At 68.1% G+C, this 21918-nt stretch carries 24 protein-coding genes, 1 tRNA gene and 2 pseudogenes; 14 read left to right on the top strand and 13 right to left on the bottom strand.

Annotation, left to right across the window (positions count from 1 at the left end):
* The first annotated feature begins 121 nt into the window (after window positions 1–121).
* Together H1D24_RS28955 and H1D24_RS28950 are read left to right on the top strand one after the other, a co-directional pair.
* A complete protein-coding gene (locus H1D24_RS28955; RefSeq protein WP_309484480.1) occupies window positions 122–1123 on the top strand; it encodes a NaeI family type II restriction endonuclease in 1002 nt (333 codons plus the stop codon).
* 20 nt (window positions 1124–1143) lie between these two features.
* Window positions 1144–1620, top strand: coding sequence for a very short patch repair endonuclease (locus H1D24_RS28950; protein WP_181660668.1), 477 nt, complete (start codon window positions 1144–1146; stop codon window positions 1618–1620).
* A 13-nt stretch (window positions 1621–1633) separates the two neighbouring features.
* Here the strand turns inward: H1D24_RS28950 and H1D24_RS28945 are convergent, their stop codons facing one another.
* Entirely contained in the window at window positions 1634–2689 is a 1056-nt protein-coding gene (locus H1D24_RS28945; protein WP_181660667.1) for a DNA cytosine methyltransferase, read from the bottom strand.
* A 161-nt stretch (window positions 2690–2850) separates the two neighbouring features.
* On the opposite strand from H1D24_RS28945, the gene H1D24_RS28940 reads away from it, so the two are divergent.
* Entirely contained in the window at window positions 2851–3597 is a 747-nt protein-coding gene (locus H1D24_RS28940) for an HNH endonuclease (RefSeq protein WP_181660666.1), read from the top strand.
* Here H1D24_RS28940 and H1D24_RS28935 read toward each other — a convergent pair.
* On the bottom strand, window positions 3594–4223 hold the full coding sequence (locus tag H1D24_RS28935; protein ID WP_181660665.1) for an ATP-binding protein: 630 nt from the start codon (window positions 4221–4223) through the stop codon (window positions 3594–3596). The genes H1D24_RS28940 and H1D24_RS28935 overlap by 4 nt on opposite strands.
* Window positions 4224–4439: 216 nt before the next feature.
* On the opposite strand from H1D24_RS28935, the gene H1D24_RS28930 reads away from it, so the two are divergent.
* The 4 genes and pseudogenes from H1D24_RS28930 (at window position 4440) to H1D24_RS28920 (ending at window position 6111) form a co-directional block, all read left to right on the top strand.
* Entirely contained in the window at window positions 4440–5285 is an 846-nt protein-coding gene (locus tag H1D24_RS28930; protein ID WP_181660664.1) for a helix-turn-helix domain-containing protein, read from the top strand.
* The gene (locus tag H1D24_RS43690; protein WP_181660663.1) at window positions 5285–5608 is read left to right on the top strand and encodes a DUF397 domain-containing protein; all 324 of its coding nucleotides are present in this window, start codon (window positions 5285–5287) and stop codon (window positions 5606–5608) included. The genes H1D24_RS28930 and H1D24_RS43690 overlap by 1 nt, the downstream gene beginning before the upstream one ends.
* A 45-nt stretch (window positions 5609–5653) precedes the next feature.
* A pseudogene (locus H1D24_RS41800) lies at window positions 5654–5884 on the top strand (Scr1 family TA system antitoxin-like transcriptional regulator); the annotation flags it as partial.
* Complete coding sequence (locus H1D24_RS28920; RefSeq protein WP_181660662.1) at window positions 5881–6111, top strand: DUF397 domain-containing protein; 231 nt, start codon at window positions 5881–5883, stop codon at window positions 6109–6111. The pseudogene H1D24_RS41800 and the gene H1D24_RS28920, both read left to right, overlap by 4 nt.
* Window positions 6112–6119: 8 nt before the next feature.
* Here H1D24_RS28920 and H1D24_RS28915 read toward each other — a convergent pair whose 3' ends face one another.
* Both H1D24_RS28915 and H1D24_RS28910 read right to left on the bottom strand, forming a co-directional pair.
* Window positions 6120–6716: an SMI1/KNR4 family protein gene (locus tag H1D24_RS28915; RefSeq protein WP_309484479.1), complete on the bottom strand. Its 597-nt coding sequence runs from the start codon at window positions 6714–6716 to the stop codon at window positions 6120–6122.
* Window positions 6700–7515, bottom strand: coding sequence for an alpha/beta fold hydrolase (locus tag H1D24_RS28910; RefSeq protein ID WP_181660660.1), 816 nt, complete (start codon window positions 7513–7515; stop codon window positions 6700–6702). Before H1D24_RS28910 ends, H1D24_RS28915 begins: the two co-directional genes overlap by 17 nt.
* A 147-nt stretch (window positions 7516–7662) precedes the next feature.
* Here H1D24_RS28910 and H1D24_RS28905 point away from each other — a divergent pair, with 147 nt between their 5' ends.
* Window positions 7663–7974, top strand: a complete 312-nt coding sequence (locus H1D24_RS28905; protein WP_181660658.1) for a hypothetical protein — start codon at window positions 7663–7665, stop codon at window positions 7972–7974.
* A gap of 44 nt (window positions 7975–8018) precedes the next feature.
* Here H1D24_RS28905 and H1D24_RS28900 read toward each other — a convergent pair whose 3' ends face one another.
* A complete protein-coding gene (locus tag H1D24_RS28900) occupies window positions 8019–9332 on the bottom strand; it encodes a DUF445 domain-containing protein (RefSeq protein WP_246458624.1) in 1314 nt (437 codons plus the stop codon).
* 381 nt (window positions 9333–9713) lie between these two features.
* Here H1D24_RS28900 and H1D24_RS28895 point away from each other — a divergent pair, with 381 nt between their 5' ends.
* From H1D24_RS28895 to H1D24_RS28885, 3 genes and pseudogenes are all read left to right on the top strand, one after another.
* On the top strand, window positions 9714–11048 hold the full coding sequence (locus H1D24_RS28895; RefSeq protein ID WP_181660655.1) for an SGNH/GDSL hydrolase family protein: 1335 nt from the start codon (window positions 9714–9716) through the stop codon (window positions 11046–11048).
* A 416-nt stretch (window positions 11049–11464) separates the two neighbouring features.
* Window positions 11465–11605 (top strand): annotated as a pseudogene (locus tag H1D24_RS44410) (SDR family oxidoreductase); the annotation flags it as partial.
* Between the two features lie 42 nt (window positions 11606–11647).
* Window positions 11648–12769 carry a sugar ABC transporter substrate-binding protein gene (locus tag H1D24_RS28885; RefSeq protein WP_309484486.1) on the top strand — a complete coding sequence of 374 codons (1122 nt, stop codon included), beginning with the start codon at window positions 11648–11650 and terminating at the stop codon, window positions 12767–12769.
* Between the two features lie 7 nt (window positions 12770–12776).
* Here the strand turns inward: H1D24_RS28885 and H1D24_RS28880 are convergent, their stop codons facing one another.
* Genes H1D24_RS28880 through H1D24_RS28865 form a run of 4 tightly spaced genes read right to left on the bottom strand, consistent with a single transcriptional unit; the run spans window position 12777 to window position 16228 of the window.
* On the bottom strand, window positions 12777–13505 hold the full coding sequence (locus tag H1D24_RS28880; RefSeq protein WP_181660654.1) for a DUF1707 SHOCT-like domain-containing protein: 729 nt from the start codon (window positions 13503–13505) through the stop codon (window positions 12777–12779).
* 10 nt (window positions 13506–13515) lie between these two features.
* Window positions 13516–14511 (bottom strand): ABC transporter ATP-binding protein, encoded by a 996-nt coding sequence (locus tag H1D24_RS28875; protein WP_181660741.1) that lies wholly within the window; start codon window positions 14509–14511, stop codon window positions 13516–13518.
* 21 nt (window positions 14512–14532) lie between these two features.
* Window positions 14533–15381: an ABC transporter permease gene (locus tag H1D24_RS28870; RefSeq protein ID WP_309484485.1), complete on the bottom strand. Its 849-nt coding sequence runs from the start codon at window positions 15379–15381 to the stop codon at window positions 14533–14535.
* 37 nt (window positions 15382–15418) lie between these two features.
* Window positions 15419–16228: an ABC transporter permease gene (locus tag H1D24_RS28865; protein WP_181660652.1), complete on the bottom strand. Its 810-nt coding sequence runs from the start codon at window positions 16226–16228 to the stop codon at window positions 15419–15421.
* A 229-nt stretch (window positions 16229–16457) separates the two neighbouring features.
* On the opposite strand from H1D24_RS28865, the gene H1D24_RS28860 reads away from it, so the two are divergent.
* Window positions 16458–19004, top strand: a complete 2547-nt coding sequence (locus H1D24_RS28860; RefSeq protein ID WP_181660651.1) for a transglycosylase domain-containing protein — start codon at window positions 16458–16460, stop codon at window positions 19002–19004.
* Between the two features lie 221 nt (window positions 19005–19225).
* Here the strand turns inward: H1D24_RS28860 and H1D24_RS28855 are convergent, their stop codons facing one another.
* Together H1D24_RS28855 and H1D24_RS28850 are read right to left on the bottom strand one after the other, a co-directional pair.
* Window positions 19226–19528, bottom strand: coding sequence for a GroES family chaperonin (locus H1D24_RS28855; RefSeq protein WP_125517739.1), 303 nt, complete (start codon window positions 19526–19528; stop codon window positions 19226–19228).
* A gap of 83 nt (window positions 19529–19611) precedes the next feature.
* Window positions 19612–19932 (bottom strand): DUF3618 domain-containing protein, encoded by a 321-nt coding sequence (locus H1D24_RS28850; RefSeq protein WP_181660650.1) that lies wholly within the window; start codon window positions 19930–19932, stop codon window positions 19612–19614.
* Between the two features lie 214 nt (window positions 19933–20146).
* Between H1D24_RS28850 and bcp the strand changes: the two genes are divergently transcribed.
* The gene (gene bcp / locus H1D24_RS28845; RefSeq protein ID WP_181660648.1) at window positions 20147–20614 is read left to right on the top strand and encodes a thioredoxin-dependent thiol peroxidase; all 468 of its coding nucleotides are present in this window, start codon (window positions 20147–20149) and stop codon (window positions 20612–20614) included.
* Window positions 20615–20658: 44 nt separating this feature from the next.
* Window positions 20659–20742: transfer RNA gene (locus tag H1D24_RS28840), tRNA-Leu, on the top strand.
* Window positions 20743–20811: 69 nt separating this feature from the next.
* Here the strand turns inward: H1D24_RS28840 and rdgB are convergent.
* Together rdgB and H1D24_RS28830 are read right to left on the bottom strand one after the other, a co-directional pair.
* The gene (rdgB, locus tag H1D24_RS28835; protein WP_181660646.1) at window positions 20812–21414 is read right to left on the bottom strand and encodes an RdgB/HAM1 family non-canonical purine NTP pyrophosphatase; all 603 of its coding nucleotides are present in this window, start codon (window positions 21412–21414) and stop codon (window positions 20812–20814) included.
* A gap of 80 nt (window positions 21415–21494) precedes the next feature.
* Complete coding sequence (locus H1D24_RS28830; protein WP_181660645.1) at window positions 21495–21887, bottom strand: hypothetical protein; 393 nt, start codon at window positions 21885–21887, stop codon at window positions 21495–21497.
* Window positions 21888–21918 lie beyond the last annotated feature (31 nt).

The raw sequence follows: 21918 nt of genomic DNA, 5'->3' as shown, positions 1-21918 counted from the left end.
CACACATCGGCCCCAACTTGCCGTTTGCGCAACGTAGTTGGTCTTAGAACAGATGAACAGCACGTGTTGTGATCGGTGATACTGGGAGCACGCAGTCCTCCCCCTACTCAGGAGTCCGCCTGTGACGCTCTTCGGACACTCTGGTCCGGCGCCTGGTGTCTACGACGACCCGGAACTGATGCTCGTGCGGCAGCATCTGCTCAGCCTCGACCCGAAGGGGGAGAGGTTTGCCCGTGTCCTGCGCGAGACCATAGATCAACTACTCGACGGGGAACACACCGGGCGTTTTGACTGGAACGACCTACATAAGACCGAGAAGACTCATGCGGGCACGCTGGTGGAGATTAATCTGCTGCGCGAGTTCAACTTCCACAGCGGCGTCGACATGGACTATCTGATCGCAGGTGTTGAAGTCGACTGCAAGTTCTCGCAGAAGCTCTACGGCTGGATGATCCCGCCGGAGGCTCTTGACGAGATCTGCCTCGTCGTCTGGGCAGACGACCACCAGGGGCTTTGGAGTGCCGGACTCTTGCGCGCCAACCGCGCCAAACTCACAACCAGCGGCACCATCACGAAGAAGGGCAATCGGGATGGAAAGTTTCAACTGACGAAGCAACATCATGCACTCGTTTCCTGGCTATGGCACAAGGAACCGCTAGAGGAGAACCTTCTGTTGCACATCAGTAAGGAGACCCAGGCAGCCATCCTCACCGCCGGCGCTGGGTCGAAGCGCAGTCGGGGGCAGGCGAAGGTCAACGAGCTGTTCCGCCAAGTGCAGGGGCGCAGAGTGAGCCGTACGGTCGTACGCACTCTTGCACAGCAGAAGGACTACATGAAGCGTGTTCGGTACAACGGAGGCGCTCGCCAGAAGCTCCGCGATGAGGGGATCCTCATATGCGGCGACTACCCCAACCATCAGGCCGTCGCCGAACAGCTGGGGCTCCCCATCCCGCAGGAGGGCGAGAACATCAGTATCCGGGTCGTTGAGGCGAAGCAGCACCACGACGGCCAGCCACAGGTGTGGCTTGAAGGTCGATACTGGGTCGTGGCCAGCCCGGACGATCAGCCAGAGCGCGCTCCGCTTCTGCCTGAGACTAGGAAGAATACGAGCGCTCCAGACTGAGCGGTCACGCAGGAGAGGGCATGCAGCAGCAGAGGCAGATCGATGACGCCGACCAGACCTGGGTTCCCCCCGAGGGGTCCTGGGCCTCATCGGCTACTAGGCGTCGCAACATGCAGGCAATCCGTAGCCGGGACACTCAGCCTGAACGTTTGGTGCGCAGCCTGCTCCACGCCCAAGGACTTCGCTACCGGGTAGCGGCCAAGCCATTGCCCGGTCTGCGCCGGACTGCCGACATCGTCTTCCGCTCGGCGAAGCTGGCCGTATTCATCGACGGTTGTTACTGGCACGGCTGCCCGGAGCACTACGTACCCCCCAAGACCAACCCGGGCTACTGGTCAAGCAAGGTCGCCGGAAACGTGGCACGGGACCGCGATACAGATGAGCAGCTCATGGCGGCAGGATGGACTGTGCTTCGATTCTGGGAGCATGAGGCAGCCGAAGACTGCGCGATCAAGATCGCGGCTACAGTCAGCCGCCTTCGGCTGCACAAGAAGTGACATGAGTCGCGCCTCAACCTGTCTGGGTCTTCGCCGCAGCCTCAAACGCAGCGTAGATCTGCTCCCCAACAGCCTGCGCCACCGGCGGGGGAAACGCGTTCCCGACCTGCCGGTAAGCAGCGGTCTTGCGTCCTGAGAACTTCCATTCACTTGGGAAGCCCTGGATGATGGCGGCCTGGGCCACGGTCAGCTTCGGTCCTGCAGGAGCAAACAGGTCTCGCTCCGCGTCCTTCATTTCTTCCGGTTCATTAGCGACGCCCAGCCCACACACACCGAGCTCAGCCCATGCCCGCTTGGCCCGTGTCGGACCCAGGTCTGCACCGCCGTGTTTCTTGGAACCCCCGACCACCGTGGGCGCTACATCGGCAAGTGCCTTCTTGTACCAATCCTTGAACGCCTTCTCAGCACGGGGGTCGGATGCAACGGCTTCGTAGCGCGCTCGCATCGAATCATGCAGAGCCTCACCGACGCTGATGGGCTCGCTCTCCTCTGGCTTCGAGTGCTCGAAGTATTGGGCGTATTCCGGCTTCATGGCGACCAGGATGGCCCGAGGGCGCAGCTGCGGAACCCTATAGTTCTTGGCCTCCAGGACATCCCAGTAGCACTCTTCATAGCCCATCGACTCCAAGCGCTTGATGATCTCCTGACGATACTCAGCGAACTTGGGATCGAGCAGCCCGCGCACATTCTCGATCATCACGGCCTTAGGTTCGAGATGGTCGACGAGTTCGAGCATGGTCGGGAAGAGGTCCCGCTCATCGTCACGCCCGAGCTGCTTGCCTGCCGCTGAGAACGGAGGGCAGGGAACTCCGCCAGCCAGAAGATCAAGCTCGCCCGGCTCCAGCCCAAGATCAGCAGGATCGAACTCTCTGAGATCGGCCTCGATGACCTTGCAACTGTCCCACTCCGGATTCCCATCGGTGTTGGCCCTGAGAGTCTGGCATGCGTCCCGGTCGATCTCGATCAGAGCAACGTGCTGAAAGCCAGCGTTGTGCAGGCCAACAGCTTGCCCCCCAGCACCAGCGCAGATCTCCACCGAGGTGTACCTGCGTTCGTTCGTGCGGGTCATGCCCCCTCCTTACAGACGTGCAGCGGCAGACGCTTCTTGCGATCCACCATCACTGAGGGTGACAGACCCCACTGACAACGAGACCTCACCAAGTGTGCAACACGTCCCATGGTTCGCTGAACGCACCCTCCGTCACGCCGAACACTCATACGATATTGGTCATGCGGAGCCCTGCTTGGACTGAAGATGAACTCGTGCTGGCCGGCGCCCTTGTCGTGAAGAACGGCTGGCGCGAGCGTAGAACTAGCGATCAGGAGGTTCAGGAGCTGTCTGAGCTGTTGCGCTCGCTCCCCCTTCACGGCCCGGAAGCTCTCACTCTGCCCGGCTTCCGCTCCCCGGACAGTGTCAGCCGCAAGACCACGGACTTCGCCACGAACCATCACGCCTACGCAGGCAAACGCACTCGATGCGGCGAGCCAACGCGGCGGATGATCGATGCGTTCACGAAGCGTGAAACCGAGATGCTCCAGGCTGCTCAGGCCATCGCGGACGGCATCGGCTCGGGTCAGCTCCAGCTCATACCTCCGCAGCCGGGCGAAGTCGATGACACGGGATCCACCGCCATCGAGGGCCGACTGCTCGCCCGCTGGGCACTGTCCCGCGAGCGGGATCCCAAGCTCCGTAAACTGAAGATTCGGCAGGTTCGACGCGATGGGCGTCCCCTCCGCTGCGAGGTCTGCCGATTTGACTTCGCCCACGTCTACGGACTTCTTGGCGAGGGCTACATCGAAGTGCACCACGTCACGCCTCTCCACGTATCCGGCACCCGAGAGACCCGGCTCGACGACCTCGCGTGCCTGTGCGCGAATTGCCACCGCATGTGCCACAGGAGCCGTCCCGGAGAATCCTGGCGTACTCCAGAGGCCCTGCGGGGCGAGATGCTGAAGTCCGCCCGGGGCACCCATTAGGCCACTCCCGCTTCAGCCTCGTAGTGAATCTGGGCGCGATCGAGAACGTCGTCGGGGTCACAACCCCAGGCGGTGGTCCAGTGGAGCAGATCCACGATCAGCTCAACCGCTGATTCCTCAACTTCTACCCCACGTCTGCCACTCAGCAGACCGGCCCGGCCACGCATGCCCTGATAGATCTCCAGCGCGGTGACCGCTCGCTCAATGCGGCGGCAGCCTGAGGGCGGATCGAGAGGGATCTCACACCAGACCGCCTTGCCCAACGCAGTCACGACGGTGCCCCAATCCACTGCCAGAGCCGCGAACAGATGCAATCCCCACCCGCCTTCGTCACAGTCCAAGGTCGCGACTGAGGGCACTACATGACTCTTGTCGTGAACCTCCACGCGGAGCCGCTGGCCCCGCGACTCCAAGATCAAGGTTGCTGCAGCCCCCTGGCCGACGTGCTTGATGACGTTTGTAACTAGCTCAGTGACAACCAGCTGTGTCTCGTCCGTGGCTGCGGCCATCCCCCATTGGCTGAGCTGCGCGGTGACAGCTTGCCGGAGCAGTTGCACTTCCGCGGGCTCCGCCTCGAAGGGCAGGACACAGCGGAGTCGAGGTTCGGCGACTTCGTAGCCAGACATGACCACTCCTCCGTCCCAGCCACGCACATGCTGCGCCTGCCGTATCCGCACGACTGCATTGCGTAGCGATCTGCAAACCAGCATGGCAGAGAGAAGTCGCGCCGTGTAACTTCTCACGAGAATCCATCGAGTGAATCTGCTGGTACGTCAACTTGCCTGGTGCCTAGCCTCATTGACGTCCCGGGCAGCCTCCCGGGCGCATGCGGAGGGAAGCAGATGCCCGAACGGACCACCACACGCCGCCGTCAGCTCGGCGCAATGATGCGGAAGCTACGTGCGCGCAAAGGACTGACCCTTGAGGAAGCGGGGCGGCTTGTCGGGGTGTCCAAGGCAACCGTCAGCCGCTACGAGACGCAGGCCGGCCCGGTCAAGTGGCTTGTGGTGGACGCTCTCTGTCGCGAGTACGGAGCAACAGAAGCTGAGCGCAGAGCTGTTGTCGCGCTCGCCAAGGACGCGAAAGAGCAAGGATGGTGGAGTTCCTTCGCCGACTCCATCCCAGAGAGCATGAACCTTCTGCTCACGCTCGAAGACGAGGCCGTACGCGAAGACCACTTCTCCTGCGTCTACGTGCCCGGGCTACTGCAGACCCGCAGGTACAGCACTGCCTTGCAGCAGGCCAACGAGGTGCGCCTCGCGCCGGCCGAGATCGAGCGCCTCGTGGACATCCGTATGAAGCGGCAGGAAATCCTCGCCCGCCCTGAGCCGCCCCGGATGTGGGCGATCCTCGACGAGTCCGTTATCCGACGTGTTGTCGGCTCGCCTGAGATCATGAAGGAGCAGCTCGATCGGCTACTGGAAGCGAACGAATCTCCTCACATCACGCTCCAGGTACTGCCATTCTCCAAGGGCGCCCACAGCGCCGCTCTCGGCAGCTTCGTGATCATCGGCGGTACTGAACCCGCCCTCGATGTCGTGTACGTCGACTTTCACACCGGCTCGCTCTTCCTGGAGAAGGACGAGGAACTGGACCGATACCGACTTGCGTTCGACTACCTTCGCGCACAAGCGTTGGACATGGAGGCCTCCTCTTCCCTGATCCACCGCGTCCGCAAGGAGCTGTAATGCCTGCCGATTCCCTGCCCGCCGCCGACTGCGCCTGGTTCAAGTCGTCCTACAGCGGGGGTAACGCGACCGAGTGTGTGGAGGCCGCCTTCGTCCCCTCTGGTGTCCTCGTGCGGGACTCCAAGCGGCCGAGTGCTCCACACATCGCGGTCTCAGCGGAGGCATGGAATCACTTCGTCATGACGCGCAAGGCATACGGACCTCGTAGGGTCCAGCTTGGCAACTCCCGCAACACAGGCGGTCTGCTTGGCTCCAGTCCAGCCAGGACGGTCCAGGACGCTGCCGCGATGACCGCGGCGATCCCGAAGAGCCAGGCGAAGTGACCGCCGGCGGCGACGTAGCCGGCGAGGTTTGCGAGAGGCAAGGGATTCGACTCCGGCACCTACCCGGCCACTGGCTCATTCACGATGCTTGGCTTCCCTGATGCGGAAGACCCGGACATCGTGTACCGGGACGGCATCACCGACGCTACGTATCTTGAAGGCGAGCATCACGTTCGCGAGTACACGAGGGCATTCGACGGCCTCCGGGCCGCCGCTCTCAGCCCTCAGCGTTCCACCCAGTTGATCAAGTCCATCCTGAAGGAATACACACGATGACCAGTGCAGAGTCGGCTTTCGAGAAGAGCCTGTCGTGGTTCAAGTCTTCGTACAGCAACGGCGCAGGCGGCGAATGCGTCGAGTGCGCGCACACCGTTGACGGCACCCTCATACGCGACTCCAAGCAGGCGGCCGGCCCGGTCGTCGCCGTCCGGGCCCCCGCCTGGCGGGCCTTCCTTCAAGGTTTGGGCCAGGAGTGCCCGGTCGTTGATCGTGCGGCGGCATGAGCCGCTGATTACCAGGGCTCCCCCGTGGAGGGATCCAGGTCCGCATCCAACCACCGTTTCTGCTGGCGCCAGTTGATGAAGCGGTGTTCTTCCGGAAGGACGACGCTGATCGTCTCCTCCTGGAATTCCTTATCGGTGAGCAGTCGGCGTAGGAATTCCGCCATGCCGAAAGGGTGGATCTGGAAGGTCGGATGCGTGTGCCGCCCGTAGACCAGCACGGGCCATCGGTCGGGATCGTCGTCCGTGGTCAGCCAGCCGTAGATGTCGGCGCCGCTGGTGACGCCCCAGGCCAGGATGGAGTCGGGGTCCACGTCGAGGGCCGTGCCCGCTCTGCCGCCGAGCATCTTCCAGGTGCCGCGGGCGTTCAGGGTCTCGTTCCGTAGGCCGGTCCCGTCCGAATAGGCATCGGGCCGTGGAACCGGCAGCAGTATGGCGATTTCCCCGCTGAGCTGCCCTGCCCCGTACGTCTCCATGAAGGCGACGTAGTCGGCTGGAAACCGGGTCCCCCATATCTCCTCGAGCTCACTCCAATCGATCTGCTCGTCCACCCCTTGTGTCGTCGGCACGACCTGCGCCAGCGCCGCTGTCTCAACGTTCCCGCCCACTGCCACTCCTCCATGCATCGTCTGTTGCCGCTACGCCTTCAACATCGGCCAGGAAAGCCGTAGCCGCCGCGTGCAGCCGCGTCGGCTGGTCCAGATGTACGTCGTGGGCCGTGTCCGGGATGACCGCGAGCTGCGTCGTTCCGGGGCGGCGGGCTCGCATCTCGGTCGTCTCCGCCTCCGGCATCGTGCCGTTGGCGCCCCGTACGACGAGGGCCGGGCAGCGGACCCGCTCCCACTGGTCCCAGTACGCGTGGGTGGCGAGCTCGGCGACGGCCGAGACCATGACGTCGCGGTCCACGCGCGCGTGCCAGCCGTCGGGGCGCTCGTCCAGGACCCTGGCCCAGGCCTCGTTGCCGAAGAAGTTCTCAGCCTCGGCGAGGGACTTGAACGGGGTCGGCCAGCCGTCCACCCAGCCGCCTATCTGCGCCGGGAGATCCGGGTTCGGGCCGCCCGGGCCCGCCTCCACCAGGATCAGGGCATGCACCAGGTCCGGATACGCGGCCGCGGTGAGCATGGCCGTATGGCCGCCCAGGGACTGGCCCACCAGGGTCACCGGGGCGAGGTCCAGTGCGCGGATCACGGCCACCGCGTCCCGTACGCATGCCGCTCGCGTCATGTCCGATGGGCGGCGCGTGCTGGCTCCGTGGCCTCGGGCGTCGTACGCCACCACCCGGTGGCCGTCGGCGAGGAGCAGCTCCGTGAGCGCGTCCCACTCCCCCATGTGCCCGGCCAGGCCGTGCAGGAGCAGGACCGGCGGCGGCTGCCGGTGCCGCCCCCGCTGCCCGGGCCGCTCAGGCATCCCTGGCCGCTGCGACCGTCACGGTCCCGGTACGCGAGCCGGACCCCCTCGTGCGTGACGTGCTCCATCGTCCGCTCCCCCCTTCCGAACAGCCCCCTCACCCCGCGTTAGCCTGCAGAAGCAGACCGACGAGCAGGGAGACAGGTCATGGCGAAGGTACAGAACGTACCGTCCGCGGTCGTGGCGGCCAGCGGGCTCATCGGCGGCTACGGCGTCGCCCGCTGGACCAAGAAGCGTCAGCTCGGCGGGGCCGTGCTCGCCGTGGCAGGGGCCGCCGCCGCGCAGCAGTGGCGGCGGGAGGCCGGGGGCAAGGCCGCCGGGGCGCTGACCGCCGCATACCTCGCCGCCTTCGCCGGGTCCCACCCGCTCGCCAAGAAGATGGGCGCCTGGCCCGCCGTGTTCTCCGTCGCGGGTGGCGTCGCGCTCGCCTCTTGGGCGATCGCCGACCGGCGCGCCTGACCCCTACGCGTCGATCGAGGGACAGCAACAGCGATAGCGACGGCCTACGCCCCGAACACCCGCGAAACCGTATAGATCAACAACCCCGCCAGCGAACCCACCACCGTGCCGTTGATCCGGATGAACTGCAGGTCGCGGCCGATGTGGGCCTCGATCTTCTTCGTGGTCTGCTCGGCGTCCCAGCCGGCGACCGTGTCGGTGATGAGGGACGTGATCTCGTCTCGGTAGGTCGTGACCACGTACACCGCGGCGCCCTCGATCCAGCCGTCGACCTTGTTCTGCAGGCGGCCGTCGACCGCCAGCCGGGCGCCGAGCGAGAGCAGCGATGCCCGTACCCGCAGGCGCAGCTCGCTGCGCTCGTCCTCGGCCGCGGCCACGATCATGGAGCGGACGGCGGACCAGGCGGAGGCGATGAGGTCCTGGACCTCGCCGCGGCCGAGGACCTCCCGCTTGAGGTACTCCACGCGGGCCCGCGTGTCCGTGTCGGACTGCAGGTCGACGGCGAAGTCGGCGAGGAAGCGGTCGACGGCGGCGCGCGCCGGGTGCTCGGGCATGTCGCGCATCTCGGCGACGAAGCGCACCAGCTCCTTGTAGACCCGCTCGCCGACCTTCTTGTCGACGAACCGCGGGGTCCAGCCTGGAGCCCCGCCCTGCACCGCGTCCATCACGGAGTCGGCGTGCTCCACGAGCCAGTCGTGGGCGCGTACGGTCACCAGGTCGACGACCCGTTTGTGGCCGCCGTCGGCGACGATCTTCTCCAGCATCTTGCCCAGGCCGGGCGCGATCTCCTGGGCGTCGGCCCGCCGGTTGATCGCCTCGCCGACCACGGCCTGGACGTCGGAGTCGCGCAGAACGGTCAGGGCGCCGCGCAGCGCCGCGGCCATCTCCGCGGTGACGCGGTCCGCGTGCTCGGGCTCGGCGAGCCAGCTGCCGAGGCGGCTGCCGATGCCGACGGCGCGCAGCCGTTTTCGTACGACGTCCTTGGACAGGAAGTTGTCGCCGACGAACTCGCCGAGCGTGACGCCCAGCTGGTCCTTCTTCGTCGGAATGATCGCGGTGTGCGGGATGGGCAGGCCGAGAGGGCGGCGGAACAGCGCGGTGACCGCGAACCAGTCGGCCAGGGCACCGACCATGCCGGCCTCCGCGGCAGCGGCGACATAGCCGGTCCACGGGCCGGCGCCGGAGCTCTGCGCCCACTTGGCGAGGACGTAGATGATCGCGACGAGCAGCAGAAGGCCGCTCGCGGTGGCCTTCATACGGCGCACGCCGCGCTGCTTCTCCTCGTCGGCGGCGCTGTAGGTGAACCCTTCGGGGGACACCTCGTGTGACGGTCCGCCGTCACGGGCATGCTGCCCCATGTCCACCTCTACGCCCGCTTCATCCGTTTTCGTATGTTCCATCCGATCCACCGGCCCGTTCGACCTCTCGCCGTCGTCGCCGTCCCCCGTACGCATTGTCCCTTCCTGCTCCCTCCTGCGCCCTTCTCCCCTTCGTGCCGGCCGTCCCCGCCCTGTCCTGCACGCCTGTCCTGCACGCCGCTCGAGGCGCGAAAGACGCGCCCCTGTGACGCACGCCCCTTCACCTCACGCCTTTTACTGACCGACTCCCGGAACGCTCCATGAGTTCCCGGCGTCTGAGAGGCCGGGGGGTGCCGTCTGCTTCCCTCAGCCCCATGCCGCATCATGGGGAGACCAAGATCGGAGCCTCGGGCTCCCTTTGCCCGAGGAGAAACGCACCGCATGACCAAGCGTCATGGTTATGCCTTGCTCGCCGCGATCGTCGCGGTGGTTGTGGTGGTCTCGGCCGCCATATATCTCGGCGTCTCGCGCGCCGGCACCGGCTCCCAGGACACCCTGGCGGGCCCCCGTAATCCCCAGAACTCCGCGGCTCCGGCCTCCGCCGGCACCTGGGTCGGCTCCTGGGCCACCTCGCCCGCGGCCGCCGAGCCCGGCACGGAGCAGGAGGGGCTCGCGGGCCACTCCGTCCGGAACGTGGTCCACACCAGCGTCGGCGGGACCAGTGCCCGCATCACGCTGTCGAACCTGTTCGGGCAGCAGCCCCTCACCATCACGCACGCCTCCATCGCCGTGGCGGCCGCGCCCAGCAACGCGACGGCCGCGGCCGGCACGCTGCGGCGGCTGACGTTCTCCGGGAGCACCTCGGTGGTGATCGCGGCGGGACAGCAGGTGGTCAGCGACGCGGTACGCATGGAGGTGCCGCACGACGCGGACATGCTCATCACGACGTACTCGCCGACGCCGTCAGGCCCGGTCACGTACCACCCGCAGGCCCGCCAGATCTCGTACGTCGCGAAGGGCGACCGTACCGAGGACGTGAGCGGTGCCGCGTACACCGAGCAGAGCCCGTACTGGCGGTATCTGACCGCGCTGGACGTGCTCAGCAACGAGTCGACGGGCACCGTCGTCGTGATCGGCGACTCGCTCACCGACGGGGTCACGTCCACGGTCGGGGCCAACCGCCGGTGGACCGACGTCCTCGCGGACCGGCTCCGTGACGAGTCGGGCGCGCCGCGCTACAGCGTCGTCAACGAGGGCATCAGCGGCAACCGCATCCTCACCGACGGACTGGGGCGGCCCAAGGGCACGTGGCCCGCCATCAACCCGAGCGGGCTGGCGCGGTTCGACCGCGACGTGCTCAGCCGCACGGGCGTCAAGGCCGTCGTCATCGTGCTCGGCGTCAACGACATCCTGCGCACCCCGCACCAGACCGACCCCGACAAGATCACGGACGGGCTGCGCGAGCTGACCCGGCAGGCACACAGCCGGGGGCTGCGCGTCATCGGCGCGACGCTGATGCCGTTCCAGGGGCATCGCGGGTACCTGCCCGGCCTGGAGAACGTCCGCCAGGCCGTCAACGCGCAGATCCGCTCGGGCAATGTGTTCGATGAGGTCGTGGACTTTGACAAGGCGCTGCGCGACCCGTACAACCCGCGCATGCTGCGGCCCGACTACGACTCGGGGGACCACCTCCACCCGAGCGACGCGGGGTACCGCCGGATGGCGGAGACGTTCAACCTGTCCCACCTGAAGGGCTCGGCACCGGCAGAGCTTTAGAGCTCGCGCAGACTGGCGGGCGGTCATGGCGGGCGTGCGGGGTGTTCGCCCCAGGGGTGGGTGGTCCAGGGGTGGGTGGTCCAGGCGCGTGGGGCATCAAGCGCGCCTACGTCTTCCACGGCACCGTCACTGTCGCCGCGATCCGCTTATGGCTCCGCCCGTGATCCGCCGGACAGGCCTAGTGTGGAACACGGAGGCAACCGCATGAACGCGTCGGAATTCGCCGGGCTGACGGCAGTGGTGACCGGTGGCGCATCCGGGATCGGACCGCCCACGGCGCGGCTGCCCGCCGCCCGCGGGGCCCGTGTCGCCGGCGTCGGCCTCGAGCCCGACGACATGCCCGCACCGCTGGTCGGCGTACCGGCCGACGTGGCCGACGTGGCCGACGTGACCGACGTGGCCGACGTGGCCGTAACCGCCAGCCGATGGGCCGACTGGTCACCGTCGACGAGGTCGCCGCCGCCGGCGCGTACCTCGCGAGCCCGCTCTCCGGTTCCACCACCCGTACTGATCTCGCTGTCGACGGCGGTATGCACCGGCTGAGGGGCCGCCCCGCGCCTGACGCTCCCGCGCGAAACCGTCCGCAAGGAGAACCAGCCGTGAAGACCAGACGCCTTGGATTTTCCTGTCTGGGCGTCGTCACCGCCCTCGCCGTCACCGCGCTCAGCGCCTGCGGCGGCTCCGGTGGCGACCCGATGGCCGACACGGACGGTGCCTTGGTGGGCGTCGACTACCCCCGTTCCGACACCGACTTCTGGCAGTCCTACATCAAGTACACCCCGCAGTTCGCCAAGGAGCTCGGCCTGGAGCTGAAGACCACCAACTCGCACAACGACGTGGCCAAACTCGCCGCCAACGCACAGACGTTCATCAGCCACGGAGTGAAGGGCGTCGCGATGGCCCCGCAGGACACCGCCGCGATCGCGCCCACCCTCCAGCAGATGGCCGCGCAGAAGATCCCCGTGGTCACCGTGGACACCCGTCCCGACGCCGGCGACGTCTACATGGTCGTACGCGCCGACAACCGCGCCTTCGGCGAGAAGGCCTGCCGCTTCCTCGGCGCGAAGCTCGGCGGTGAGGGCAAGGTCGTCATGCTCCAGGGCGACCTTGCCTCGATCAACGGCCGGGACCGCACCGAGGGCTTCAACGACTGTATGAAGAAGAACTACCCCAAGATCAAGGTCTTCGGCGAGGCGACCAACTGGGACAGGACGGTCGCGCGGCAGAAGCTGCAGGCGGCTTTCACCGCCCACCCGGACATCAAGGGCGTCTACATGCAGGCCAGCTTCGCGCTCTCCGGCACCCTGCAGGTGCTCAACCAGCAGGGTCTGCTGTTCGGCCCGGAGGACAAGAGGCATGTGTTCGTGGTCTCGAACGACGGCATCCCCCAAGAGCTCAAGGACATCGCCGAGGGCAAGATCGACGCCACGGTCTCCCAGCCCGTCGAGCTCTACGCCAAGTACGCCCTCTACTACCTGAAGGCGGCGATCGAGGGCAAGACATTCAAGCCCGGCAAGACCGACCACGACAGCACGATCACCGAGGTCCGCGACGGTCTGCTGGAGGACCAGCTCTCCGCCCCGCTGGTGACCGCGGACGGCGGCACCTACGGCGGGGTCCCCAGTCTCAAGAGCGACGACGCTTCCCTTTGGGGCAACAACCTCACTGACGGGCGGGCGATGCATCCGAACCGGCGCATCGACGCCGCCCGGCACCGCTGAGCACCGCTTAGTCCCCCAACTCCTCCCGCCGCGCCGCCTTCCGCTCCAGCTTCTCGCGGCGGCGTTCCTCCTTGAGGCGCTGCTTCTCGGCGCGGGTGATCTTTCGTACGACGCCGACACCGCCCCAGAAGGCGAGGCCCGTCACGATGACGCGCGGGGCGCCGGGGTCGGCGGGCGCCCCCTCTTCGCGCTGGTCGAAGCCGCCCATGATGCCGATGCCGCGCACGGCGACCTCGACTCCGGGGGGCACGATCACCGTCATACCGCCCATGATCGCGATGCAGTTGATCACGACCTCGCGCTCCGCGAACCGCGCCTCGCGCAGATCGATCTCGCCGCCGCCCCAGAACGCGAACGACGTGAAGCGCCGCGGCACGGTCCAGTGCCCCTTGCGCTGGAACCCCGCCATGATCGCCACGGCCCACGAGGACGTGCCCTCGCCGCCGATCCGCGAAGCCCAGTCACCCGTCACCGCAGGCGAATTGGCAGGCGCCTTGGTGAGCGGCACCGCCACCGCGCCCGTCGGAAGGTCGCGTGTGAGGGGCACCAACTCCCCGTACGTACGGGCGTTGTAGGTGGCCTCCAGCCGCTCCTCGAACTCCGCCATGTCGAGCCGGCCCTCGGCCAGCGCGTCCCTGAGGTGTTCGGCGACCCGCTCACGGTCGGCGTCGGAGGCTCGCAGGTCGGGGTCCTGAGGTCCTGGGGTCGCCCCGGGAGAAGGCACAGCGTCCGTCATACAGATCAGCCTACGAGTTCCCGGCCTGCGGTTGCAGGAGGTCGCCGCCACTTGCGTACATGTTTGCGATGACGGCCTCGATGTCGGGCTCCCGCACGGACAGATCCACCAGCGGATAGTCCGCCGCGACCCGCGCCACGAGCGGAGCCGCAGACTCGGATGCGGGGAACGCCAGCCACTGGCGCGGCCCTTCGACCCTCACCACGCGCGCCGACGGGCCGAGGTCGATCGGCGGCAGCTCGCGCTCCAGATCGACCACCAGCGTCCGCTCGCTCTCCCCCACCTCGTGCAGCCCGGACAGCGCACCGTCGTACATCAGCCGCCCGTGGTCGATGACCATCACGCGCCGGCACAGCTGCTCGATGTCGGTCAGATCGTGGGTGGTGAGCAGCACGGTCGTGCCCCGCTCGGCGTTCAACTCGCGCAGGAACTCCCGTACTTTCGCCTTGCTGACCACGTCGAGACCGATGGTCGGCTCGTCGAGGTAGAGCACGTCCGGGTCGTGGAGCAGGGCGGCCGCGATGTCGCCGCGCATGCGCTGCCCGAGAGACAGCTGCCGTACGGGGACCTCCAACAGCTCGCTCATGTCGAGGAGTTCGATGCAGCGGTCGAGGTTGGCGCGGTATCGGGCGTCGGGGATGCGGTACATGCGGTGCATCAGCCGGTACGAGTCGATGAGCGGCAGGTCCCACCACAACGTGGTGCGCTGCCCGAACACGACGCCGATCCGCTGCGCCAGCCTCGTGCGCTCCCGCGAGGGGTCGATGCCCGCGACGCGCAGCCGGCCGCCGCTGGGCGTGAGGATCCCGGTCAGCATCTTGATCGTCGTCGACTTCCCGGCGCCGTTCGGCCCGATATAGCCGACCATCTCACCGCGCGCCACCCTGAAGGAGATCGAGTCGACGGCGCGCACCTGGTGCTTCTCGCGACGCAGGAAGCCGGTTCTGCGGCGTACGTCGAAGACCTTCTCGACACCGTCGAGGCGGATGAACTCCTCGTCTCTCACGTCACTGCTGTCGTTCACGGCTCAACTCCCCGTGCTCCGGTACGAACGAAGTCCCACGCGCCATGCCGCCCCGGCCAGCGCGCAGCACACGGCGGCCACCAGCGGCGACGCGAACGCCAGCCACTGCGGCAGATCCAGCGGATAGGGCCGCCCCAGCACGTACAGCGCGGGCAGCCAGTTGACGAAGGCCAGCGGCATGACGAAGGTGACACCGCGCACCAGGTCCTTGGAGAAGACAGTCGGCGGGTACCGCAGGAGCGTGTTTCCGCCATAGGTGAAGGAGCTCTGGACCTCGGCGGCGTCCTGCGCGAAGAACTGGAAGGCCGCGCCTGCCACGAACACTGCCGCGAAGATGGCGGCCCCGCTCAGCACCATCAGCGGAATCAGCAGCACCTTCAGCGGCGTCCAGGCGATGTCGAGGACGACCAGCGCGTACCCGAGGACCAGCAGCCCCTGCGTGAGCCGGCCGAGGCGGCGCAGCGCGAAGCGGTCCGCGGCGATCTGCGCGAGCACCGGCGCCGGACGCACCAGCAGCGTGTCCAGCGTGCCGTCCCGCACCCGCAGCCCCAGTTGCTCGATCGACCCCAGTGCCAGGTCGGCAAGGCCGAGCGAGATGCCCGCCGTGCCGTAGAGGAGGGCGACCTCGGGCAGCGTATAGCCGCCGAGCACGTCGACCTGCGAGAACATCAACAGGATCGCGGCGAAGTCCAGCGCGGTCACTGCGAAGTCCGTGACCACGGTCATCGCGAACGACGCGCGGTACGCCATCGTGGAGCGGATCCACATCGCGGCGATCATGCGGTAGGCGCGCAGCCCGTCCATGAGCCGCGAACCGGCCTGGCCGCGGATTCCGTCCGTCACCGGACCCACGCCGTCCGTACGCCGCTCGTCCGCCCCGGCAGCAACCTCACCCACCCTGCACCACCACTCGCCTCGTCGCCGCCGACTGCACCAGACGCCCGGCCGCCAGCAGCGCCACCGCCCAGGCCCCCTGGAACGCGTACGTCTCCAGCAGGCCGACGCCCGTGCGCTCGCCCAGGAAGACGTCGGCGGGCATCTGCAGCAGCGCCGACCACGGAAGAGCACGCGCGATCTCGCCGAGCGCGCCCGGAAAGACGTTCAGCGGCAGCAGCAGCCCCGAGAAGAAGATCCCGGCCAGCGCCGACATCTGTGCCGCTCCCGCGCCGTCCATCAGCCAGAACGCGGACAGCGCCACCAGGTAGCGGATCGCGAAACTGACGACCACTCCGAGCGCGACGGCGACCAGGAAGGCCAGCCACGTCAGCGGATCCGACGGAACCGCCAGGTCGAACAGGAGCGCACCGAACGCCATCGGCACGAAGCCCCGGCCGAGCAGATGGAACACGGCCCGCCCCACATCGCCCGCCAGCCACCACGTCTGCAGATCGGCCGGCCGGTACAGATCGACGGCGATGTCGCCCGTACGGATCCGCCCGATCAGCTCCACCTCCATGCCGCGGCCCATCGCGGCCACCGTCGCATGCAGCCCCTGACACAGCCACACATAAGTGAGGGCCTGCGCCTGGTCGTACCCGCCGAGTCCCGGCCGCTCGTCCCAGAGCGCGATGTAGGTGTACGCCAGGACGAAACCGAAGACGGTATTGGTGAACACCCCTGCAGCCGTGGCCACTCGGTACGTCGCGTGCCGCCGGAAACCGCTCACCGCGACAGCCGCGTACAACCGCCCCTGCCCCACGAAGAACCTCCCCCGAGCGCCGTGCCCGTCCGGCGGCCGACCGGTCTCCGACCAGCCCGTTCCGGGTGTTCCGGGCCAAAGTGCAAGAGCCTAACGGGCATACGCGCGTGCCTGCCACTTGATTACGGCGCGCGGTGCGCGCCACACCACGACGCGGAACGCATGATGCGAAAGTGTGCAAAGGAGTATGCAAGGGGGCGTACGACGTGAAACGGGAGTACGGCAGAAAATGAGCGACGAGCCGCAGCAGAGCAAGGGAGGCTGGGCGCCGCACGACGCCGGGCCGGCAACGCCCAAGGCCCCCGCCGCGGGCCCGGCCGCCGCAGGCAGCGGCGCGGCCCTGGTTCTGGGCGGCGCCTCCGGCCGGCTCGGGGCCGCCACGCGCCATCCCGGCAAGCGGCCGGCAAGACCCTCGAAGCCCGACGGCCCCGAGCAGCCAGAGCGCACCGGCTGGCGCCGGGCCGTCCCCACCGGGCGCACGGTCCTCGGTGGCTTCCTCGGCCTGGCACTGCTCTGCATCGGCGGCTTCCTCGCCGGCTACCTGCTCGTCCACATCCCGCCCGCCAACGCCGCCGCGGTCGCGCAGAGCAACGTCTATCTGTACTCCGACGGCTCCCAGCTCGCCCGCGACGGCGAGGTCAACCGCGAGAACGTGACGCTCGCGAGCATCCCCAAGACCGTGCAGCACGCCGTTCTCGCGGCCGAGGACCGGGACTTCTACTCCGAGCCCGCGGTCGATCCCGCGGCGATGATCCGCGGCGCCTGGAACACCCTCATCGGCAAGGGCAAGCAGTCCGGCTCGACCATCACCCAGCAGTACGTCAAGAACTACTACCTGGGCCAGGAGCAGACGGTCACCCGGAAGTTCAAGGAGTTCTTCATCTCGATCAAACTCGACAACGAGGCGAGCAAGGACCAGATCCTCGAGGGCTATCTGAACACAAGTTACTTCGGCCGCAACGCCTACGGTATCCAGGCCGCCGCCCAGGCCTACTACGGCGTCGACGTGGAGGACCTCGACACGAGGCAGGGCGCCTACCTCGCCACCCTCCTCAACGCGCCTAGCGCCTACGACGTCGTGGCCAACCCCCAGAACATGACCAGGGCCGTCGCCCGCTGGAACTACGTCCTGGACGGCATGGTCAAGGAGAACTGGCTCACCCCCGCCGAGCGCACCGCCATGCGCTTCCCCGTCCCCCGCGAGGCCAAGCCCGCCGCCGGGATGTCCGGGCAGCGCGGCTACATCGTGCAGGCCGTCAAGGAGTACCTCATCAGCCACAAGGTCCTCGACGAGGAGGCCCTGGAGTCCGTCGGCGGCTACCGGATCACCACCACGATCGAGAAGAAGGAGCAGCAGGCCTTCGTCGACGCCGTGGACGACCAGGTGATGTCCCAGGTGAACAAGGACGCCCGACCCGTGGACCGCAACGTCCGCGTGGGCGGCGTGTCCGTCGACCCCGACACCGGCAAGGTCGTCGCGATGTACGGCGGCATCGACTACACCCAGCAGTACGTCAACAACGCGACGCGTCGCGACTACCAGGTCGGCTCGACGTTCAAGCCCTTCGTGTTCACGGCGGCCGTCGAGAACGAGTCCAGGACCCAGGACGGCCGCACCATCACACCGAACACGATCTACGACGGCGACAGCAAGCGTCGCGTGGAGGGCTGGCGGGGCAGGCCCTACGCGCCCGAGAACGAGGACAAGGTCAACTACGGCCCGATCACCGTAGGCGAGGCCACCGACAACTCCGTCAACGCCGTCTACGCGCAGATGGCCGCCGACGTCGGCCCCGACAGGGTGAAGTCGACCGCCATCGACCTCGGCATTCCCCAGAACACCCCCGACCTGAGCGCGGCGCCGTCCATCGCGCTGGGCACGGCCACCGCCAGCGTCCTCGACATGGCGCAGGCGTACTCGACCCTCGCCAACCACGGCAGGTACAGCGCGGCCACGCTCGTCGAGAAGGTCACCAGGCAGGGCGAGTCCACCGACCTGCCCCGCCAGCACATCCGGCAGGCCGTCTACCGCGAGTCCGCCGACACGACGACGTGGATGCTGCGGAGCGTCGTCGAGGACGGCACCGGCCGTGCCGCCCGGGCGGCCGGGCGCCCCGCCGCCGGCAAGACGGGCACCGCGGAGAACGACACCGCGGCATGGTTCGCGGGTTACACACCTGATCTCGCGACGGTCGTGGCCATCATGGGCCAGAATCCGGTCACAGGTGAACACACCTCGCTGCACGGAGCGCTCGGCCAGAAGCGCATCAGTGGCGGCGGCTTCCCGGCGCGCGTCTGGGCGCAGTACACGGAGGCCGCGCTGGTCGGCAAGGACGTCCACGACTTCGACCTCGAGCTGGCCGCGAACGCTCACGATCGCGATCCCCACGAGGAGTGGGCCGCGCAGGAGCAGTACCGGCGTAATGGTGGCCTTCCGGGCGCGCAGGGCCAGAAGCCGGGGGCCAAGCCGAGCAAGAAGCCAGGAGACAAACAGGGCGACAAGAAGGGCGAGAAGAAAGGCAGCACGCCGCCGAAGCCGGGGCAGACCGCGGGCCGCACCCAGGCACCGCCCCAGGGCGCGCCGCAGGGTGCCCCGCAGGGACAGACCCCGGGGCCGACCGGAGGGGCCCGGCCCCAGAGCCCCCGCCAGCCCCAGGGCGGCACCGGAGAAATCCGGCCCCAGGCACCGACCGCAGGTGGCACACAGGGCGGCACGACGGACGGCGGCGGCACGGGCGGCCCGCAGGGCCGAGCCACACCTCCGGGGCGGGACTGAGAGCTGACGAGCCGCCGACCGGTGACAGGGCCGGCGGCTCGTTACGTCGGAGTCAGAGCCAGGTCATGAACAGAACGGGACTCCAGAGACGGAACCCGGCCGAGCCCCCTCCCCAGAGGCGGAACCTGGCCGAGCCTCCGGAGACGGCGCCCGACGAGCCTCCAGAGACGGAGCCCGGTCGAGCCCTCAGAGATAGAGCCCCGGCAAGCCCTGCCGAGCCCTCAGAGATAGAGCCCGGTCGAGTCCTCGGAGCCCTCGAAGCGGTCCGCGGCCACGGCGTGCAGATCACGCTCGCGCATCAGGACGTACGCAACGCCCCGCACCTCGACCTCGGCCCGGTCCTCAGGGTCGTACAACACCCGGTCGCCCGGCTCCACGGTCCGCACGTTCTGCCCGACCGCGACCACCTCGGCCCAGGCCAGCCGTCGCCCGACGGCCGCGGTCGCGGGGATCAGGATGCCGCCGCCGGAACGCCGCTCGCCCTCGCTGGTGTCCTGCCGCACCAGCACACGGTCGTGCAGCATCCGGATGGGCAACTTGTCGTGGTGGTTCTTCTCGCTCACGCTCCGAACCTACCTGTCTCCAACCCGCCCGCACCCCGGAGGGGTCAGCGCTTCCGCCTGCGCGAGCTCATGGCCAGCAGCCCCACGACCCCGACGACGACGAGCGCCACCGGCACGATCCGCTCCAGCCGCGGCGCCCCCTCCTCCGACACCAGCCGCGCCCGCACATCGCTCACGGCCCGGTTGACGCCGACAAACGCCCGCCCAAGGGTGTGGTCGACACTGGAGACGACCTTCGCCTTGGCGTCCCCGACGATCGTCTTCGGGTGCACCCGCATCCCGATCTCATCGAGCGTCTCGGCCAGCCGCTCACGCCGGCGCCTGATGTCCGCCTCGATCTGCGCAGGGGTCCTGGCATCCGACACCGCGCTGCCTCCGTGGTCGTATCCGATGGGTCTTCCGCTGGTCTTCCGCCGGCATTCCGGTGTTCTCCGGCCGGATCGGGTCGACCTGCGTCTGTGGGCGACAGTCTGTCAGCTTCCGGCCCGCCTCACCCCACGGCACCCCTATTACCCTCGTTCCGTAACCGGCCACGGGGATCCGCCCCCTTGCCGCCCCACTGCCAGGAGACCGAAGAAGATGAGCGAGCGACTGCAGCCCGGCGACACCGCCCCCGCCTTCACCCTGCCCGACGCCGACGGCACCGAGGTCTCCCTCGCCGACCACAAGGGCCGCAAGGTCATCGTCTACTTCTACCCGGCCGCCCTCACCCCGGGCTGCACCAAGCAGGCCTGCGACTTCACGGACAACCTCGAGGTGCTCGCGGGCGCCGGCTACGACGTCATCGGCATCTCCCCCGACAAGCCGGAGAAGCTCGCGAAGTTCCGCGACAAGGAGGACCTGAAGGTCACCCTCCTGGCCGACCCCGAGAAGACGGTCACCGAGGCCTACGGCGCGTACGGCGAGAAGAAGAACTACGGCAAGACGTACATGGGCGTCATCCGCTCCACGGTGATCGTGGACGAGGAGGGCAAGGTCGAGCGCGCCCTGTACAACGTGCGGGCCACGGGCCACGTCGCCAAGATCATCAAGGATCTGGGGATCTGAGGTCCGGCCCGGGCCGTCCGGCCAGTAGCATGACCGGACGGCAGGCGGCCGTGGTGGAACTGGCAGTCACGCTGGGTTTAGGTCCCAGTGGGGTAACACCCGTGAGGGTTCGAGTCCCTCCGGCCGCACGTACGCGAAGACCCCGTCCGGCACGACCGGCGGGGTCTTCGTGTTCAGCGGTCCATCTGTGCCACTGCTCAGGCCAGCAGTTCCCGCACCACCGGCACCAGCGCCCTGAACGCCTTCCCCCGGTGGCTGATCGCGTTCTTCTCCTCGGGGCTGAGCTCCGCGCACGTGCGCGTCTCGCCGTCCGGCTGGAGGATCGGGTCGTAGCCGAAGCCGTTCGTGCCGGCGGGGGTGTGGCGGAGGGTGCCCGTGAGGCGGCCCTCCACGACGCGTTCCGTGCCGTCCGGCAGGGCGAGGGCGGCGGCGCAGGCGAAGTGGGCGGCGCGGTGTTCGTCGGAGATGTCGGCGAGCTGGGCCAGGAGGAGCTCCAGGTTGGCCTGGTCGTCGCCGTGGCGTCCCGCCCAGCGGGCGGAGAAGATGCCGGGGGCGCCGCCGAGTACGTCGACGCAGAGGCCCGAGTCGTCGGCGACGGCGGGCAGGCCGGTGGCCTGTGCCAGCGCGTGGGCCTTGAGCAGGGCGTTCTCGGCGAAGGTGACGCCGGTCTCCTTGACGTCGGGGATGTCCGGGTAGGCGTCCGCGCCGACGAGGTCATGGGTGAGGCCTGCGTCGGCGAGGATCGCCTTGAGTTCGGTGATCTTTCCGGCGTTGCGGGTGGCGAGGATCAGGCGGGTCATGCCACCAGTATCGCGGGGGCGGAGGGGTGCGGGACTCCGGCCCGCACCCGGCCCCCGTCCGTACCGGCGGAGGCGGTGCCCTACGGCGTGCACACCTTCGTCAGTTCGCCCGCCGCGTCCGTGACCGGGGTGATGTCCGGCGTCTCGTCGCCGTTCTCGATGGCCTGGCGGACGTTGGCGACGGCCTGGCCGAGGTCGTCGACGGCCTTGCTGACGTCGGCGTTGTCGGTCTTGTCGCCGATCTCGTCCAGGTTCTTCTCGATGGAGTCCAGCGACTCCTGGGCCTGGGTCGGGTCGTTGGCGGCGTTGTCGACGGCCTGCTGGAGGTCGGTGACGCTGTCGGCTATGGAGTCGGCGGTCTGCACGCAGTCCAGTGCCGTGTCGACGGCGCTGCAGCCGGCGGCGAGCGGCGCGGCGAGCGCCAGGCTCGCCAGGGCGACGGCGGTGCGATTACGTCGGCGGCGCGATGCCATGTGGGCGGTTCCTCCCGGAGGTTGCGGACGG

Origin of the sequence: Streptomyces himalayensis subsp. himalayensis, from assembly GCF_013778455.1 — a bacterium.
Classification (GTDB): domain Bacteria; phylum Actinomycetota; class Actinomycetes; order Streptomycetales; family Streptomycetaceae; genus Streptomyces; species Streptomyces himalayensis.
This window is presented reverse-complemented; position numbering and strand designations above follow the sequence as displayed.

Bases quoted from the DNA above. Each gene is read 5' to 3' on its own strand.
- H1D24_RS28950 (WP_181660668.1), top strand. From the start codon at position 1,144: ATGCAGCAGCAGAGGCAGATCGATGACGCCGACCAGACCTGGGTTCCC.
- H1D24_RS28945 (WP_181660667.1), bottom strand. From the start codon at position 2,689: ATGACCCGCACGAACGAACGCAGGTACACCTCGGTGGAGATCTGCGCT.
- H1D24_RS28940 (WP_181660666.1), top strand. From the start codon at position 2,851: ATGCGGAGCCCTGCTTGGACTGAAGATGAACTCGTGCTGGCCGGCGCC.
- H1D24_RS28935 (WP_181660665.1), bottom strand. From the start codon at position 4,223: ATGTCTGGCTACGAAGTCGCCGAACCTCGACTCCGCTGTGTCCTGCCC.
- H1D24_RS28930 (WP_181660664.1), top strand. From the start codon at position 4,440: ATGCCCGAACGGACCACCACACGCCGCCGTCAGCTCGGCGCAATGATG.
- H1D24_RS43690 (WP_181660663.1), top strand. From the start codon at position 5,285: ATGCCTGCCGATTCCCTGCCCGCCGCCGACTGCGCCTGGTTCAAGTCG.
- H1D24_RS28920 (WP_181660662.1), top strand. From the start codon at position 5,881: ATGACCAGTGCAGAGTCGGCTTTCGAGAAGAGCCTGTCGTGGTTCAAG.
- H1D24_RS28910 (WP_181660660.1), bottom strand. From the start codon at position 7,515: ATGCCTGAGCGGCCCGGGCAGCGGGGGCGGCACCGGCAGCCGCCGCCG.
- H1D24_RS28905 (WP_181660658.1), top strand. From the start codon at position 7,663: ATGGCGAAGGTACAGAACGTACCGTCCGCGGTCGTGGCGGCCAGCGGG.
- H1D24_RS28900 (WP_246458624.1), bottom strand. From the start codon at position 9,332: ATGGGGCAGCATGCCCGTGACGGCGGACCGTCACACGAGGTGTCCCCC.
- H1D24_RS28895 (WP_181660655.1), top strand. From the start codon at position 9,714: ATGACCAAGCGTCATGGTTATGCCTTGCTCGCCGCGATCGTCGCGGTG.
- H1D24_RS28880 (WP_181660654.1), bottom strand. From the start codon at position 13,505: ATGACGGACGCTGTGCCTTCTCCCGGGGCGACCCCAGGACCTCAGGAC.
- H1D24_RS28860 (WP_181660651.1), top strand. From the start codon at position 16,458: ATGAGCGACGAGCCGCAGCAGAGCAAGGGAGGCTGGGCGCCGCACGAC.
- H1D24_RS28855 (WP_125517739.1), bottom strand. From the start codon at position 19,528: ATGCTGCACGACCGTGTGCTGGTGCGGCAGGACACCAGCGAGGGCGAG.
- bcp (WP_181660648.1), top strand. From the start codon at position 20,147: ATGAGCGAGCGACTGCAGCCCGGCGACACCGCCCCCGCCTTCACCCTG.
- rdgB (WP_181660646.1), bottom strand. From the start codon at position 21,414: ATGACCCGCCTGATCCTCGCCACCCGCAACGCCGGAAAGATCACCGAA.
- H1D24_RS28830 (WP_181660645.1), bottom strand. From the start codon at position 21,887: ATGGCATCGCGCCGCCGACGTAATCGCACCGCCGTCGCCCTGGCGAGC.